The sequence below is a fragment of the Glaciimonas sp. OK215 genome, from assembly GCF_057787885.1.
On the sequence record NZ_JBYMEG010000004.1, the window covers coordinates 221,767 to 238,156 of the forward strand.

16 protein-coding genes and 1 pseudogene are annotated in these 16,390 nt (G+C 56.9%); 4 read left to right on the forward strand and 13 right to left on the reverse strand.

The genetic code is table 11. The features are described 5' to 3' along the window. Positions 1-173 precede the first annotated feature (173 nt). From AC3CHX_RS31680 to AC3CHX_RS31695, 4 genes are all read right to left on the reverse strand, one after another. Positions 174-470, reverse strand: coding sequence for a hypothetical protein (locus AC3CHX_RS31680; protein ID WP_488645418.1), 297 nt, complete (start codon positions 468-470; stop codon positions 174-176). Between the two features lie 66 nt (positions 471-536). Beyond that, positions 537-785, reverse strand: coding sequence for a DUF2442 domain-containing protein (locus AC3CHX_RS31685; RefSeq protein WP_488645163.1), 249 nt, complete (start codon positions 783-785; stop codon positions 537-539). Beyond that, positions 769-1,011: a DUF4160 domain-containing protein gene (locus tag AC3CHX_RS31690; protein WP_488645164.1), complete on the reverse strand. Its 243-nt coding sequence runs from the start codon at positions 1,009-1,011 to the stop codon at positions 769-771. The genes AC3CHX_RS31685 and AC3CHX_RS31690 overlap by 17 nt, the downstream gene beginning before the upstream one ends. 11 nt (positions 1,012-1,022) lie before the next feature. Next, a complete protein-coding gene (locus AC3CHX_RS31695; protein ID WP_488645165.1) occupies positions 1,023-1,628 on the reverse strand; it encodes a recombinase family protein in 606 nt (201 codons plus the stop codon). Positions 1,629-1,854: 226 nt separating this feature from the next. On the opposite strand from AC3CHX_RS31695, the gene AC3CHX_RS31700 reads away from it, so the two are divergent. Together AC3CHX_RS31700 and AC3CHX_RS31705 are read left to right on the forward strand one after the other, a co-directional pair. Next, positions 1,855-2,871: an IS110 family RNA-guided transposase gene (locus tag AC3CHX_RS31700; RefSeq protein WP_488645166.1), complete on the forward strand. Its 1,017-nt coding sequence runs from the start codon at positions 1,855-1,857 to the stop codon at positions 2,869-2,871. Positions 2,872-3,382: 511 nt separating this feature from the next. After that, the gene (locus tag AC3CHX_RS31705) at positions 3,383-4,075 is read left to right on the forward strand and encodes an IS6 family transposase (protein WP_488645167.1); all 693 of its coding nucleotides are present in this window, start codon (positions 3,383-3,385) and stop codon (positions 4,073-4,075) included. Positions 4,076-4,570: 495 nt separating this feature from the next. Here the strand turns inward: AC3CHX_RS31705 and AC3CHX_RS31710 are convergent, their stop codons facing one another. Then, positions 4,571-5,587, reverse strand: coding sequence for an IS110 family RNA-guided transposase (locus tag AC3CHX_RS31710; RefSeq protein ID WP_488645166.1), 1,017 nt, complete (start codon positions 5,585-5,587; stop codon positions 4,571-4,573). An 81-nt stretch (positions 5,588-5,668) separates the two neighbouring features. Here AC3CHX_RS31710 and AC3CHX_RS31715 point away from each other — a divergent pair, with 81 nt between their 5' ends. Further along, entirely contained in the window at positions 5,669-7,726 is a 2,058-nt protein-coding gene (locus AC3CHX_RS31715; protein WP_488645168.1) for an ATP-binding protein, read from the forward strand. Positions 7,727-7,969: 243 nt separating this feature from the next. Here the strand turns inward: AC3CHX_RS31715 and AC3CHX_RS31720 are convergent. Beyond that, positions 7,970-8,254, reverse strand: a pseudogene (locus tag AC3CHX_RS31720) (DDE-type integrase/transposase/recombinase); the annotation flags it as partial. Between the two features lie 121 nt (positions 8,255-8,375). Between AC3CHX_RS31720 and AC3CHX_RS31725 the strand changes: the two are divergent. After that, positions 8,376-9,806, forward strand: a complete 1,431-nt coding sequence (locus AC3CHX_RS31725; RefSeq protein WP_488645169.1) for an ISKra4 family transposase — start codon at positions 8,376-8,378, stop codon at positions 9,804-9,806. Here the strand turns inward: AC3CHX_RS31725 and AC3CHX_RS31730 are convergent. The 7 genes from AC3CHX_RS31730 to AC3CHX_RS31760 form a co-directional block, all read right to left on the reverse strand. Beyond that, positions 9,768-10,295 (reverse strand): amidohydrolase family protein, encoded by a 528-nt coding sequence (locus AC3CHX_RS31730; RefSeq protein WP_488645170.1) that lies wholly within the window; start codon positions 10,293-10,295, stop codon positions 9,768-9,770. The two genes, AC3CHX_RS31725 and AC3CHX_RS31730, sit on opposite strands and share 39 nt — an antisense overlap. A 208-nt stretch (positions 10,296-10,503) precedes the next feature. Continuing rightward, positions 10,504-11,394 carry an alpha/beta fold hydrolase gene (locus tag AC3CHX_RS31735; RefSeq protein ID WP_488645171.1) on the reverse strand — a complete coding sequence of 297 codons (891 nt, stop codon included), beginning with the start codon at positions 11,392-11,394 and terminating at the stop codon, positions 10,504-10,506. Positions 11,395-11,480: 86 nt separating this feature from the next. After that, positions 11,481-12,365, reverse strand: coding sequence for an alpha/beta fold hydrolase (locus tag AC3CHX_RS31740; protein ID WP_488645172.1), 885 nt, complete (start codon positions 12,363-12,365; stop codon positions 11,481-11,483). A 112-nt stretch (positions 12,366-12,477) separates the two neighbouring features. Then, positions 12,478-13,272: a substrate-binding domain-containing protein gene (locus AC3CHX_RS31745; protein ID WP_488645173.1), complete on the reverse strand. Its 795-nt coding sequence runs from the start codon at positions 13,270-13,272 to the stop codon at positions 12,478-12,480. A gap of 42 nt (positions 13,273-13,314) precedes the next feature. After that, entirely contained in the window at positions 13,315-14,256 is a 942-nt protein-coding gene (locus AC3CHX_RS31750; RefSeq protein WP_488645174.1) for an SMP-30/gluconolactonase/LRE family protein, read from the reverse strand. A gap of 3 nt (positions 14,257-14,259) precedes the next feature. Next, on the reverse strand, positions 14,260-15,552 hold the full coding sequence (locus tag AC3CHX_RS31755; protein WP_488645175.1) for an MFS transporter: 1,293 nt from the start codon (positions 15,550-15,552) through the stop codon (positions 14,260-14,262). A 13-nt stretch (positions 15,553-15,565) separates the two neighbouring features. Then, positions 15,566-16,390, reverse strand: coding sequence for an amidohydrolase family protein (locus AC3CHX_RS31760; protein ID WP_488645176.1), 825 nt, complete (start codon positions 16,388-16,390; stop codon positions 15,566-15,568).

Sequence of the window (16,390 nt, forward strand, 5' to 3'; positions counted from 1 at the left end):
TCTCTTCGGTGTCAAACGGATATACTTCTTCAATCGTTTCGTTATCAGGTTGGGTCATTTTTTTTCTTAAGCAATTTGGCACACGGCATCACAAATTCGGTCGTCATTGCGTTGTGCCGCCCCACAACCAGGTCGCGCTCAAATGCGGAATTCAAGTTTCATAATCCGACGGACTATCCGTTTTCAAAATCCTCATCTGGGTCAGGCATTAATGTAGCGATTTGATCCATGGTTTTACGCACGGCTTCAAGGTTGCGAGGCCACTCCCAGATCGCCATGGAAATCTCTTCGGCGTACTCCCAGATTGGATATTCCGGCGGTGGTCCATCAGGGCTGGCATCATTGATCATGTCATGCGCCATGCTGTGCAGCTTCAGCAGTTCATCCCGTAAGTCATCGATCCGGCACCGTATATCATCGATCTTGTCGATGGCATCCAAAATATTTCTGCTATCGAACTCCTCACGCAGTCGCTACAACGCGGCTGAATCAACTGGACCATAACGGGTAACAGTGGCCATGCAGCACTGCTCCCGTTAAGCGGCAATCATTGTGGCGCGCGTAGAGTCACCGCGCCCGGCCAAAAGCCCAGCCACCGAAATATCTTCGTCAAGTTCGTCCCAATGAATGCCGTTGATCGACAGTTCACATTTTTGGCGTTGCTCCGGCTTAGCATGCAGGAGTCGCGGAAACCAAGCCAACGGAATGCCGAGTGCACGGCCATCCGACAACTCGACCCACATGCTGTTTTCGTCAAACCGCACTGATTTAGCAGAAGTGTTCATTCCATGCCCTTTCAATAACCGCTGTGTTTTGCTCAACCGCTTCTGCCAGTTCGCGCAAGGTTCTCGCATCAAAACCATCACTGTTGCCCAAATGAACCATCGGATGCAACCAGAATTTCGCTTCGCCATCATTACCGCGAACATGCACGTGTACCGGTTCTCGTGGACTGCCTTCATTTGAGTAGAAGAAGAACCGATAACCCTTATAACGAAATATGACTGGCATTGCGTTCCTTGTTAGGCGTGTGTCATTTCTCGTTGCTGCGCGAGATACGTAAAAAATATTCGTCGTCCGACGCCGACAACCTTACAGACTTCGTCAGCCGTTTTCCCGGAATTTTCATAGAGCACTTTGGCATTTTCCAATTTCACGACGTCGGTTCGTGGCCGGCCTCCCGTTTTACCGCGCACTTTTGCTGAGGCTCGGCCCGCAGAGGCGCGTTCAGCGCGCAACTCACGTTCCATCTGGTGGATAGCGCCCATCATCGAAAGGAAACATCGACCGGTGGCAGTGCTGGTATCAATATTTTCACGCAATGAAACCAAATTGATCTGCTTCTGCTCCAGTAATTGCGCCGTTTCCAGCAGGTTGATCAAGGAGCGCGTCATACGGCTCAGTTCCGTCACGACCAGCGCGTCGCCAGGACGGACATATTCCATCAGTTGATCCCAGCCGGGGCGATCCATTCTGGAACCAGTCATCTTGTCGGAGAATATTTTCTTGCAACCCGCCTTTTGCAAGGCATCCAACTGCGAATCCAAATTTTGGCCGACGCTACTGACACGCGCATAGCCAATTCGATGCGGTGCCTGGTTCGAGAGAACGGATTTGTGAGCTTCCATAGTGCAAAAAGGTAGCACATATCGGCAGAAATTGCATTTTGTTTTCCGCAACGGTTTTCGCACTGGAAACCAGCCTGCCGGTACAATACAAAGCCCTTAAAACGTGCCGTGCAAAAAGTATACTTTTTGCGGTTCTGATAATCATATAGCCGACCTCCCTCCTAGCTGAGAAAGCAGCCGGAGTAGAGTCAAGGTTCGCAAAGACTTTGACACAAAGGAGGCCGACATGAACAAGTTTAGCGGAATTGATCTTCATTCGAACAACAGCGTGGTGGTCATTAGTGATGAGGCGGATCGGATCCTGTACCAGCGGCGCCTGCCAAACGATTTGAAACAGATTCAGGCAGCGCTGGCGCCCTTTCGTGAAGAGCTGGTCGGCGTGGTCATCGAATCGACGTTCAATTGGTATTGGCTTGTGGATGGGCTGACGGAAGATGGTTACCAGGTGCATCTGGCGAACCCCGCGGCGATCAAGCAGTACGAGGGATTGAAATACAGCGGGGACTTTGCGGATGCGGCGCATCTCGGGCAACTCCTGCGCCTGGGTTTATTGCCGGAAGGCTATATCTATCCACCGGAACAACGTCAGGTACGCGACCTGTCGCGCAAGCGGATGCAACTGGTGCGCTGTTGTACGGCCCAGATACTGGCGATCGAGAACATATTGGCACGGCAGACAGGCGGACGGATGACGAGCAAGATGATCAAGCGTCTGGGCGACGAACAAGTTGACGGACTTGGTTTTGCGCCGGATGTGACGCTCGCGATGAAGGCCAATCTGGCAGTGATGCAGACGCTCCAAAGCGAGATCGGGATACTGGAGCAGCGGCTCGCGGAACGGGTGACATTGCGTCCGGACTACGGGTTATTGCAGTCGGTGCCGGGCATTGGCCCGATATTGGCGACAACGATCATGCTGGAAACGGGAACCATCACACGCTTTGCCGAAGTGGGCAATTTCAGTTCGTACTGCCGCTGCGTGAACAGCCGGCGGGAAAGCAACAGCAAGACGAAGGGACAAGGCAACACGAAGAATGGCAACAAGTATCTTGCCTGGGCGTTTGTCGAGGCAGCCAATTTTGCCATTCGCTCATGTCCCGAGGCGAAGCGCTTTTACGAACGCAAGAAACGCAGGAGGAACGGGATAGTCGCGATCAAGGCGCTGGCGCACAAACTGGCACGTGCTTGCTACCACATGTTGCGAGAGCAGAAGCCGTTTGATGTAACGCGCTGCTTCGCGTAAAGGTTTGGCGCAAAGGGGACGAGCCAGTAATGCGACTGGTGAAAATTCATGGTTCTGATTGGACGTTCCCTTTGCGCCACCGACTGTTTGCCAATGACTGGGTCGCCCAGGCGATGAGCCACTCATGACTGGCGTTGCGACAGCGACAGCCACGGCTCTGTGAAAGCAATCCATTGGACATCGTCTGGCACCAACGTTTCTCTGGGGCGGCAACAGCCGCCAGGGCAACCGTGAGCAATAGCGCGGCGTGCTTGATCTCGATGGGTGTCTGGTGCGATTCAGTTTGCAACCAGTTGAGAGAAAACGGATGCGATTTCGATTGGAAAGCAGTAAGGCAAAGAACAGAAAGGATTTCGCTTGATTGCAGTGGTGATGAAAAATCCATCGCCACGGCAATCAAGCGATGGATGAATTCGTACCTTGACGGCGGCCGGCTAATGGGTGTCGCATTAGCCAAAGCTGCATGCCGATCAGGTAGACTACTGCGTCCTTGGCTAATAGACTAATTGATATGCTCAATTTCAAAGGGGTGCGTTTTCCGATCGACGTGATTTTGGTCTGCATCCGCTGGTATGCAGCCTACCCGTTAAGTTACCGTCACCTTGAGGAAATGATGGAAGAGCGCGGCGTGTCGGTCGACCATTCATCGATCAACCGGTGGGCGATCCGTTTCCTGCCGCTGATTGAAAAGTTGGCGCGCAAACACAAGCGCAAGGTCGGCACCAGCTGGCGCATGGACGAAACGTACATCAAAGTTAAGGGTGTCTGGAAGTATCTCTACCGTGCAGTCGACAAAGAGGGAAAAACCATCGATTTTCTTCTCAGGGCACACCGTGACATGGCTGCGGCCAGGCGGTTCTTCGACAAGGCCATCCATGAAAACGGCGCTCCGGACAAAGTCACGATGGACAAGAGCGGCGCCAACAAAGCTGCCATCGACGAGATCAACCGCTACCGGGATGTCCAGATCACCGTACGCCAGGTCAAATACCTCAACAACATCGTCGAACAGGACCACCGTGCGATCAAGCGCGTGACCAGGCCGATGCTCAACTTCAAGTCCTTCCGGTCTGCAAGTAATGTACTGGCCGGTATCGAATTCATGCACATGATCCGCAAGGGTCAGTTCGCGGTCGATGGCGCCACTGCCATGTCGTTCGCCGACCAGTTTTATGCGCTGGCGGGACAAATCCGTCCACTGTAATCGGGGGCCATGTCCTGCACAGGAAAATCCCTCTCGCGCTCAACAATGCGACACCCATTAGCCGGCCGCCGTCAAGGTACGAATTCATCCATCGCTTGATTGCCGTGGCGATGGATTTTTCATCACCACTGCAATCAAGCGAAATCCTTTCTGTTCTTTGCCTTACTGCTTTCCAATCGAAATCGCATCCGTTTTCTCTCAACTGGTTGCAAACTGAATCGCACCAGACACCCATCGAGATCAAGCACGCCGCGCTATTGCTCACGGTTGCCCTGGCGGCTGTTGCCGCCCCAGAGAAACGTTGGTGCCAGACGATGTCCAATGGATTGCTTTCACAGAGCCGTGGCTGTCGCTGTCGCAACGCCAGTCATGAGTGGCTCATCGCCTGGGCGACCCAGTCATTGGCAAACAGTCGGTGGCGCAAAGGGAACGTCCAATCAGAACCATGAATTTTCACCAGTCGCATTACTGGCTCGTCCCCTTTGCGCCAAACCTTTACGCGAAGCAGCGCGTTACATCAAACGGCTTCTGCTCTCGCAACATGTGGTAGCAAGCACGTGCCAGTTTGTGCGCCAGCGCCTTGATCGCGACTATCCCGTTCCTCCTGCGTTTCTTGCGTTCGTAAAAGCGCTTCGCCTCGGGACATGAGCGAATGGCAAAATTGGCTGCCTCGACAAACGCCCAGGCAAGATACTTGTTGCCATTCTTCGTGTTGCCTTGTCCCTTCGTCTTGCTGTTGCTTTCCCGCCGGCTGTTCACGCAGCGGCAGTACGAACTGAAATTGCCCACTTCGGCAAAGCGTGTGATGGTTCCCGTTTCCAGCATGATCGTTGTCGCCAATATCGGGCCAATGCCCGGCACCGACTGCAATAACCCGTAGTCCGGACGCAATGTCACCCGTTCCGCGAGCCGCTGCTCCAGTATCCCGATCTCGCTTTGGAGCGTCTGCATCACTGCCAGATTGGCCTTCATCGCGAGCGTCACATCCGGCGCAAAACCAAGTCCGTCAACTTGTTCGTCGCCCAGACGCTTGATCATCTTGCTCGTCATCCGTCCGCCTGTCTGCCGTGCCAATATGTTCTCGATCGCCAGTATCTGGGCCGTACAACAGCGCACCAGTTGCATCCGCTTGCGCGACAGGTCGCGTACCTGACGTTGTTCCGGTGGATAGATATAGCCTTCCGGCAATAAACCCAGGCGCAGGAGTTGCCCGAGATGCGCCGCATCCGCAAAGTCCCCGCTGTATTTCAATCCCTCGTACTGCTTGATCGCCGCGGGGTTCGCCAGATGCACCTGGTAACCATCTTCCGTCAGCCCATCCACAAGCCAATACCAATTGAACGTCGATTCGATGACCACGCCGACCAGCTCTTCACGAAAGGGCGCCAGCGCTGCCTGAATCTGTTTCAAATCGTTTGGCAGGCGCCGCTGGTACAGGATCCGATCCGCCTCATCACTAATGACCACCACGCTGTTGTTCGAATGAAGATCAATTCCGCTAAACTTGTTCATGTCGGCCTCCTTTGTGTCAAAGTCTTTGCGAACCTTGACTCTACTCCGGCTGCTTTCTCAGCTAGGAGGGAGGTCGGCTATATGATTATCAGAACCCTCGACAGCGAGACCGAGGCCTTCCTCGGCTTTCTCGGCGAGAGCGTGGCCAACGCCCGCATCCTGCTGCTGGTCAATTACCGGCCCGAGTACCGGCACGACTGGCGCCACAAGGGTTACTACACCCAACTGCGGCTGGATTCGCTGGGCGAAGCCGAAGCCCGGGAACTGTTGCGAGCGCTGCTGGGCGATGCCGCCGGGCTCACCCCGCTTGCGCACCTGATTCTGGCGCAGACCGAAGGCAATCCGTTCTTCATCGAAGAAGTCGTGCAGACGCTGATCGAGGAGCAGGTGCTGCGCGGCGAACGCGGGCATTACCGTATCGAGCAGAGCCCGACCGCCCTGCACATCCCGACCACCGTGCAGGGGGTGCTCGCCGCCCGCATCGACCGGCTGGGGGCGGCCGAGAAGGCGCTGCTGCAGACCCTGTCGGTAATCGGCAAGGCATTTCCCTGGAGCTTGCTCGTGCGCGTCGCCCTGCAGCCCGAAGACACACTGAAGAGCCTGCTGACGCGGCTGCAGGCCGGGGAGTTCATCTACGAGCAACCGGCGTTTCCGGAGGTGGAGTACAGCTTCAAGCATGCGCTGACCCAGGAGGTGGCCTACGGCGCGCTGCTGAGCGAGCGGCGCTGTGCGCTGCATGAACGCACGGCGCAGGCGATCGAGGCCATGTTCAGCACCCAGCTCGATGAGCACTGCAGTGAGTTGGCGCATCATTTCAGCCGCAGCGGCAACGCGCCGAAGGCGGTGGAATACCTCCACTGCGCCGGGCGCCAGGCGGTGCAGCGCTCCGCCGATGCCGAAGCGGTCACCCATCTCACTGCGGCCCTGGCCTTGCTCAAGACACTGCCTGACACTCCCGAGCGCGCACGGCAGGAACTCGCGATCGAGATCACGCTCGGTCCGGTCTGGAGGGCCACCAAGGGGCACGCGTCCCCGGAAGTGGAGGCGACCTATACCCGGGCGTTGACGCTGGGCCGACAGCTCGGGGAAACGATTGAGCTGTTCCCCGCCCTGCTGGGCCTGCGCACGTTTTATCAGGTCCGTGGGGAACTGCCGACCGCACGCAAGCTGGGGGAGCAACTCCTTGCCGTCGCTCAAGAGGCGCGAGACCCTGCGCTGCTCGTGCAAGCCCATCGGGCGTTGGGGGCCATCTTGTTCAGTCTCGGCGAGCTGGAGCCTGCCCGCACACAACTGGAGCAGGCGTTGACCCTGTATGACCCTCAGCAGCACTCGCCTGCCTTACCCTATGGACTGGAGCCGGGCGTGCTGGGGCTAGCCTTCGTAGCCTGGGACCTGTGGTTGCTCGGCTATCCGGATCAGGCCCTCGCACGCAGCCAGGCGGCGCTCGCTCTGGCGCAGACCCTATCCCAGCCTCCTGCCTCGGCCGATGCCTTGATCTTTGCCGCCGAGCTTCATCTGCACCGCCGCGAAGCGCAGCCGACGCGCGAGCTGGTGGATGCACTCCTCGCCCTCGCGACCGAGCACGGCTTCCCGTTCTGGCTGGCTTACGGAACCATCCTCTCCGGTTGGGTGCTGGCCGAGCAGGGACACGCAGCAGAAGGCATCGAAAAGATGCAACAGGGCCTGGTCGCCTACCGTGCCACCGGGGCGGAACTTTGGCGGCCGCATTTCCTGGCGCTACTGGCCGAAGCCTACGGAAGAGCGGGACAAGCCGAGGCAGGGCTGAAGGCCTTGGCCGAGGCGCTGGTCGTGGTGGATCGAGCGGAAGATCGTGTGTACGAGGCGGAGCTGTATCGGCTCAAGGGGGAGCTGACGCTGCTGCAGCCGAGCCGCGAGGGGGAGGCTGGCGGCCGGGACGAAGCCGAAGCCTGCTTCCTGAAGGCGATCGCGATCGCCCGCCGGCAAGGCGCCCGATCGCTGGAACTGCGCGCGGTGATGGGCCTGAGCCGGCTGTGGCGACAGCAGGGCAAGCCGGGAGACGCCCGCCAGATGTTGGCCGAGACCTACGGCTGGTTCACCGAAGGTTTCGACACCGCGGACCTGCAGGAGGCCGGGGCGCTGCTCGCCGAACTGCAATGACGCGTGCGTCATTGCAGCGTATCGGACAACGCTTTCGGGTCATCACCGGTGCAGCTTGACAGGTGGCCCATTCGCAATCGCCACCTCGACGGGTACCGTCAACTTGCTGATGGAAAAAGTTCAAGACGATTTCATTGGACGAGTTTTCACCAAATCGGTCCCAATTTTATGCAATGCCAGAATTTTTGGCTCTGGTGCAAATAGCAGCATTTTGGCGAACCAATTTCATCATGCCGTAAAACTTTAGACGAAGAGCACTGCATTCCAGATGGCAGACGTGGTTTGGCCTTGAATGCGCAAACGCCCAAGCGCGAACTGCCCCTTGCGGATCCGGTGTAGCAGTTCGATGCCAGAGATCGTGACGGCTGCCCGATCAAAATCCTTAAAGCCGAGCATCGGCCCGATGCGAGATTTCACGCCACGATGATCTTGCTCAATCATGTTGTTGAAGTACTTTGACGATCGAAGTTTTGTGTTGTTCCATGCCTTGTTCTCTGCTGGCATTTCACGCACCGCTCGGTGGAGAGCGGAACAATCCGGGGGCTGGGGGACTGTTAAAAATGTGGTGGGTAATTGCCTATAATCATGATGAGCAGAGTGTTCGGGTGTTGGAAATGAGGGGTGAGTAAGCAACTCGGGGGAGAGCAGCATGAAGATCGTCGTTCGGGCTGAGCTGGTGATGGATTGGGGCGATACCACAACAATCGAAGTGGCGCGATTTGACCGCCCTGTCCACTTACTCGACCCAGAGTCGATTGGATTATCGCTTGCCGATGGAAAGCAACTGCTCTCCGGGTTGCAACAAGTAGTAATCCCGGCGCAAGCGGACGAGTACTGCGAAACCCGACGCGTGTGCAGTAATTGCCGACGACAGACGCAACTGAAGGACTATAGACGACTCAAGATTGATACCGTATTCGGTACAGTCAGCGTTCGTAGTCCGAGACTAATGTCGTGTCCATGCGAACCACCCTTCTATTTGGAGGTCCTGTTTAGCCCGTTATCGAAAATCCTACCGGAACGTGCAGCACCGGACCTGCTCCTGCTGCAGTCAAGGCTGGCCGCGAAGATGTCATACCGGCAGGTAGTCGTGATGATGAAAGAATTCTTGCCTGGGACTGAAAAGCTAAATCATGTGACAGTACGGAATAGGACATTACGGGTAGGGGCAAGGATAGACGCTATTGAATTGGCACCCGGCGAAGCACTATCACCGGACACGGAGTGGTCAATCGCGGTCGACGGCGGATTCGTGCGAGGACAAGAGGAGGTACGGCCGGCCTCGTTCGAGATACTGACGGGACGTCTTGCTGCTTCAGGGGTGAAGCCTCGCGTTTTCGCTTGCGTGCGTAGCGAAGTTCCGTCGATTGCAGACAGATTTGCCGCATTGCTTCAGACATGTGCAGGAACCACGTCTCCAAAGGTTTGTGTGATTACGGATGGTGGCAATGGCGTCCAGAGCATACATCGTCAGTTGCCGTTCCCCGTAACGCCCATCCTGGACTGGTTCCATCTCTCTATGCGCATCCGATACCTGGAACAAATCTCGAAAGGCATGCAGGCACTGTCCGAGACAGAAACGCATACAAAGAATCTCCTGCATCGACAGATGACAAAGCTGCGATGGTGCTTTTGGCATGCCAGCTTCGAGAAAGCTGAGGATAAAATCCGGCAGGCGCTTGTGTTGTGCCGAATCATCGTCGCAGAAACGCCTGCCTTTGAAGAGAGCATGCGTCATCTGGACTATCGATTGCGAGATCTTTGGGCATACATCGAAGGCAACAAGACTTCACTTGTCGCCTATGCAAAGCGACAGAAAGCAAACAAGCCGATTTCAACAGCGATGGCAGAATCTGCGGTCAACCAGATCATCAATGTCAGAATGTGCAAGCGCCAACACATGCGGTGGACAACCCGCGGAGCACATTGGCTTGTACAAGTACGGTGTGCCGTGATCAATGACGATCTTCCGGCGAAGCTTGCCGCTTATTACAAGAAAATGAGCGAATTGCCGGAGCACATAAGCCGATTCCTTGAACTTTTACGTCAGGGTGCTGAGCAAGAACCCCAGCCTTTTTAACAGTCCCACCGCATGGTCTGGATTGAACAACGAAAATCGAATGCCTCTTATACCACCATCGTGCAGCCGTTGCAGTTCTGAATCGATAACGTCCGGACCGACTACAGCAATCCCACGCGTATTTTCAGCACCCAACTGAGCTATCGCGTCTAATGTGACACGGTTATCCGTTCCGTAATTGGCCGGCTGTACGACCACTGTACGACTAGTGCCTATGCGCCGCTGGAATTTGCGATAGTCCTCGACCGTTGCCTGTATGGGTAACGAAGCCTTTGAGTCAAGGATGGGGAACTTGTTGCTGTAAATATGGATATGGGAATCACACGCCAGTGGAGGGGCTGCCCGTACTGGACTTGCGCTGCCAGAAGAATTGGGAACGCTGCCTTCTGCAGAAGCATCGGCTGCCGCAAAAGAGCCCGTAGCTCCCAACCCTATTGCCGCCAGGCCTTTCAGCAGTGCACGCCGGCCGTCGCTTGGTTCGATCGTCATTTTATCTTCCGTCATAATTAGGGCAACGCACCCGCAGCTCGGGCATCCACCTAGCGGGTCACTTGGCAACGACATTAGCATTCCGGCAGGGAGTGAGCATTATTCTCCAAGCGCGGCATAGGTCGTTACGACCACTCGAATGTCGATGCATTTGTCAAGTGGCCCACTAGTGCAAAAAGAGATATCTTTCGGTCATGCCTTTGCTGAACTACTTAGCAGCAAATACACGCCTTGCGAAAGTAGCAATCGCGTCAGCCATGGCTTGCGGCTGCTCGGGTGCCAGCGCATGACCGGCATTCGGGATCACGACTATAGTCACCCGATCGCCCAGCATGGACTTAAGTACCTTGGAAAAGCGGCGCGGTGCTACTGCGTCATGTTCAGCCTGAAGATCGAGGATGGGCGCTGTTCCTGCAGCGAAATACTCATCGACCGGCGTCGTATTCCGGGCATGTGATTCGGCTTCGTGCGTTTCTGCATGCCAGCCATCAAGCCAGACGCGAGGATCATTACCAGGCGCAAAAAACGCCTCACGCAGGTATTCGAGACGTTGTGACTCTGGAAACGTCATATCGCCGGCACCGTCGATAGCCTTGCGCATTGCGGGACCAATCGGCTTTTCGGTCGATCCCGGCGGCACCTTGCCTGCGGAAGCAGCCGCAACGACGACACCTCGCACCAGGTCTGGGCGGTCCGCTGCGAGCATGCGCGCAGCGAAGTTGCCCCATGCATGTCCGACGACTACAACCGGCCCTTTGTTCTCGTGCTCGACTACTGCGGCAACATCGGCGGCAAAATCATGAACGCTCAGGTTTTCCATGGGGCCCTTGCTACGCCCGATGCCGCGCGGCTCGGGGCGCAGCACGCGAAATCCCTCGGCCGCAAGGCGCGCTGCCACCATGTCGTAGTCACGACCTGACCGCCCTAGGGACGGTAGCATAACGATGACCGGGCCCTGTCCTTGGCGCACGACTTCGATCTGGACATTGCCGCGCGTGACCATTTCGAAATCAACTGGTGCTTTATCGTTAGCGGCAAAGGCAGGTATGGACAATGCAGCTGCAAGCAGAACGGCGCAGCCGTGTTTAAGAAATTTCATTCGGTTCTCCTTTGATTTGATTGTTTAATGCGGTGTCAAAACATGTTGGGCGGCCGTGAAAAACGCCTTGTTGCCCGATCAATCTGCTATTTGATTTGGTAGATGCGGCGAGCAAAAGCGGCAACTGCCTCGCTCATCGCAGCTGGTTGTTCAGGCGCCATCGCGTGCCCCGCATTAGGAATCACAGCGACCGTGACGCGCTCTCCTAACATCGCCTTGAACACATTGGGCACCACGACGGCATCGTGCTGCGCCTGCAGGTCGAGGATGGGCACCGATCCGGCATTGAAGTAAGTGTCGACCGGAGTGACGTTGCGCGCATGGGCCTGCGAGTCATGGGCTTCTGGAAACCATCCGGTCAGCCATGGCTTCGGGTCGTGTCCTGGGGCAAAGAATGCTTGCTGAAGGTATTTGAGCCGTTGCGACTCGGGCAGCGCCGGATTCCCCGACCCATCGATCGCCTCACGCAGCCTGCCGTAAGGCTTTTCGGTCGAGCCCGGCGGCAGCTTGCCAGCTGATGCGGCAGCCATGACCAGACCACGCACAAGATCCGGACGATCCACTGCCAGCATGCGCGCCGGCTGGCTACCCCAGGCATGGCCTACGATTACAACAGGACCCGTTTTTTCATGATCGAGCACGGATGCCACGTCTGCCGCGAACGCATGCATGTCCAGGTTTTGCATCGGCCCTTTGCTGCGTCCTATTCCGCGCGGCTCGGGCCTCAGTACCCGGAAGCCGTCAGCTGCCAATCGTGCCGCAACTTCATCGTAGTCTTCAGCAGCGCGGCCAAGCGACGGCAAAATAACAATGACCGGTCCTTTCCCCTGACTTATCGTTTCTATCTGCACCTCGCCACGTGTAACAAGCTTGCGCTCGACACCCGCACCTGAATTTGAACCTGAACGAGTAGCACAGGCAGCGGTTGCCACGGCGAGCAGAGCAACAATAGCAAACAGTTTTAATTTCATGACGTCTCCTCTTTCTGGTTATAAATGATCTTCATAAAATGTAAGCAAAAGCTATCCACGCGGCCCCCGTTATGGGGGGCTGTGAATTGATGAGGGAGCACTGTCTTGTAAGTTACCTAGGCTTGACCGGATCAAGTCCGCTCTTTACGAACTTTGCTGCAGCAGCAGGGGTTTTCAGATAGGCGATCAGGGCCTCGGCGGCCTTTCGCTCCCTGGCGTTTTTCGCAATGGCTACGGAAATGACACTTACTTTCTGCACTGCTGCCGGAAGCGGACCGACATATTGGATTCCAGGAATGGCGCGAAGCTCACTAATTTGCTGAAGCCCTAACTGCGCATCGCCGCGCTCAATAGCGGTTCCCACTAATTCCCGTCCCTTGATCTGAATACTTTTGGCTTTCATCTGCTCGGCGATACCCAGCTTTGTGAACAGGGCACCGGTAATGTAAGTGCCGCTTGCTCCTTCAGAAAAGGCTACCGACTTAGCTGCCAGTAACGCCTCGCGCAGACTATCTACTGTGCTGACATTTGGCTTGGGAAAACCTGCCATCACAGCAACTCCGATCCCCGATTCAGCTAGGTCGACGCGGGTATCGGCGACGAAATTCCCTTGCTTTATCTGATCATCGAGCGCCGCCCCGATCATGAAACAGACATCCATCGCTTCGCCGTTCTTGATACGCATGGGCAACGCGTCGGGCGAGGCACCATAGGAAGGGCCCCATGAAATAACGAGCCGATTGCCAGTTTCTCGCTCAAAGCCTGGTCCCAGTTCCCTGAACGCTGCAGATAGCGCGCCCGTCGCTAGTACGTGAATATCTGCGGCCTGCGCTGCATTTGACAGAAGAACAGCACTGGACAACGCTAGCAGCGCCGCACGGCGACAACGGTTTTTTGAAATGGCCATCGAATAATCCTCCGAGTTGTGTATTTATCTGAAGCGGCGAAATCAAACCGCGCCGCGTGTATTCACATAAAGCGAATAAAGGGATGAGGTGGCGGCCATGAAAAGACGATTACGGTGGCGTCCGCCGAAACATAAATTTGCGCACCGCTCCGGCAGCATGATGTGACCAATCGCGCCGCCATCCGGCGCAAAGATACGCACACCGTCCAGTTCCGCGTTTCCGCTACCCCATCCGCACCAGAGGTTGCCATCAACATCCACCCGAAATCCGTCTGGTACCCCGTCCGCCGCGTCGACTAGCACCTTGCCATCTTCAAGCCGGCTGCCGTCGATAACGTTAAAAGCCAGGATGGTGCGTGGGCGGGCGCGGGACGCGACAACATACAACGTGCGCTCGTCAGGAGAAAACGCAAGACCGTTGGGCCCGGACACATCATCGGCGACGCAATTCAGGCGGCCGTCGACGGGGTCTATGCGATAAATGCTTGCAGGCAGCTGCGCGTCCGCGACTTGCCCCATATAGTCACTAACCAGCCCGAACGGGGGATCGGTGAACCAGACAGCGTCATCGGACGCAACTATTACATCGTTAGGGGAGTTCAGAGGCTTACCCTGGTAGCTATCGGCCATTACGGTAATGCTGCCGTCGTACTCGGTCCGGGTAACGCGACGGCCACCGTGCTCGCAAGCGATCAGCCGACCCTGCCGGTCACGGGTAAGTCCGTTTGCCTTACCTGACGGAGCGCGATAAGGTGCGACGCCGCCGGTTTCTTCATCCCAACGCAGAATGCGGTCGTTGGGCAAGTCGGTCCATAGGAGCGCGCGGGCGTCACCCAGCCAGACCGGGCCTTCCGCCCATCGACACCCCGTCCATAAACGTTCGACGGTTGCATGCGAAAGACGATAGTGTTCAAAGCGTGGATCAAGAATACGGATCGCAGGGTCCGGCGTACGCAAGCTGGGTTGCCATGCATCGATCGTCATGAATCATGCCTCCTTAATGATAGTCTTCAGGACGAGCGTCAGCACCGTCGCGAGCACGAGCATGCTGCCCATACCGATCAGACCGGCTTGAAACGAACCTGTGAGGTCCTTAAGCCATCCCACCATATAGGGGCCGAACAAACCGCCCAGACTCCCTACCGCATTGATGAAGGCGAGGCCGCCAGCGGCCGCTTCTCGGCTGAGAAAGGTGGCAGGTATGCTGTAGAAGCAGGTCCGTACCGACGACAGTCCGATCAACGCCACTGTCAGCCCCAGCATGGCGGGTACCAAGGCGTCCGACGCAACTGAGCCGAAGAAGCCGGCAGCCGCCAAGCCGCATGTCAACGCCAGATGCTTGACATAGCGTTGCGAGCGCGCCAATACGCGGGCCCAGACCAGCATCGCAATGCTGCCTATGATGTAAGGCAGCGCAGTCACGAATCCGACCTGTGTGTTGGAAAGGTGATGTGTCTTCAGGATTGTTGGCAGCCACACCCCTATGCCGAGAATGCCGATGATGTAGCTAAACAGAATTGCGGCGAGCAACCAGACGCGCACATCCTTAAGGGACTGGCCAAAGCTGTGCTGCGACCTACCCTGCCGCTCCCGATCAAGGGCGTTCTGGAGGGCGATCCGTTCCTCCTGCGTGAGCCATGCTGCCTTGTCCGGTGTATCCGTCAGGACTTTGAGGCACAGTACGCCCAGAACGCAGGCCGGCAGCCCCTGGAGAATAAACAGCCATTGCCAGCCGTGAAGGCCCAGCCACCCGTCAATTTGCAGCATCGACACCGATAGCGGTCCGCTGAATACCGATGAAAGAGGGATGGCTGCCAGAAACCAGCCCATCATGCGGGTCCGGTAATGCGCCGGAAACCAGAGCGTCAGGTAGAAAATTACCCCAGGGAAGAAACCGGCCTCGCCGATCCCGGCCAGGAACCGGATCAACGAATAGCTGGTAGGCCCGACCGCCAAACTCGTTGCTGCGGCAAACAGACCCCAGCTGATCATGATCCTTGCCAGCCACTTGCGCGCGCCATACCGGTAAAGGGCGAGGTTGCTCGGCACCTCAAACAGGCAGTAGCCGACATAGAAAATCCCTGCCGCGAAGCCGAATTGCGATGCGCTCAGGCCGAGATCGCGGTTCATGGTCAGTGCCGCAAAGCCGACGTTGGTACGGTCCAGGTAATTGACAAAGTACGCCAGTGCCAGCAGCGGTACTAGGCGCCACGCCGCCTTACGGCAGGCAGATTGTTCTGCGTCGCATGGGACCGCCTGGTCTATCGTTGTCGCGTGCATGGAAAGCTCACAGTCAAAAGTAAAGACGCAGCGGGTTATGCACGAGCACTGCTTCGGCGGTTGCGGCGTCACCGCAAACCCCGCAAATAAATTCGAGCAGGCGGGCGTCGTCTGGAGTGTCGCCCTGGATGTTAGGATGCGGCCAGTCGGTGCCCCAGATGGCACGCTCGGGTGCCGCTTCCAGCAGGCGTTTCGCCACCGGCACCGCTGCGCTCCATGGCGCGGCTGCGCCCTGCATCATGCGATCAACACCCGACAGCTTGATCCAGCGCTTGTCATGCCCAAGGTGCCGTTCAAGTTCCGTCAGGCAAGGTTCATTTAGTTCACGCGTGGCATCCTGTCGCGCCATATGGTCTATCACTAGCGGGATATCAAGATCATGCCACGCGTCCAGAACTGGCAGCAGTTGCTCTAAATGACCGTGCAGCAGGACATGCCATCCAAAAGTTCGCACGCGATCGGCAAGCAGGCGCAACTGATCCAAATCTCGCATGCCGGGCAGGTGTCCCATGAAGTTAAAGCGGATGCCACGCACGCCACCGTCATGCAATGCCTGCAACGCTGCGTCATCTGTGGTGCCATCGACGAGCGCCACGCCGCGGTAGCGTCCCGCGGTCATCGCAAGCGCAGCCAGCAGCGCACGATGGTCCGACTTATAACAGGCCGCCTGGACCAATACACCGTGTGCGATGTCGAGCAGCTGGTGCCGCTCCAACAAGCTCGCCATGGGAGCGGCGGTTGGCCGGTAGGCTGCGTCGGCTGGAAGTGGGAATGTTTCCCATGGGCCGTAAATATGGGTATGGCAGTCCCACAGAGCGCCGGTGATCGCGGAGCGCAT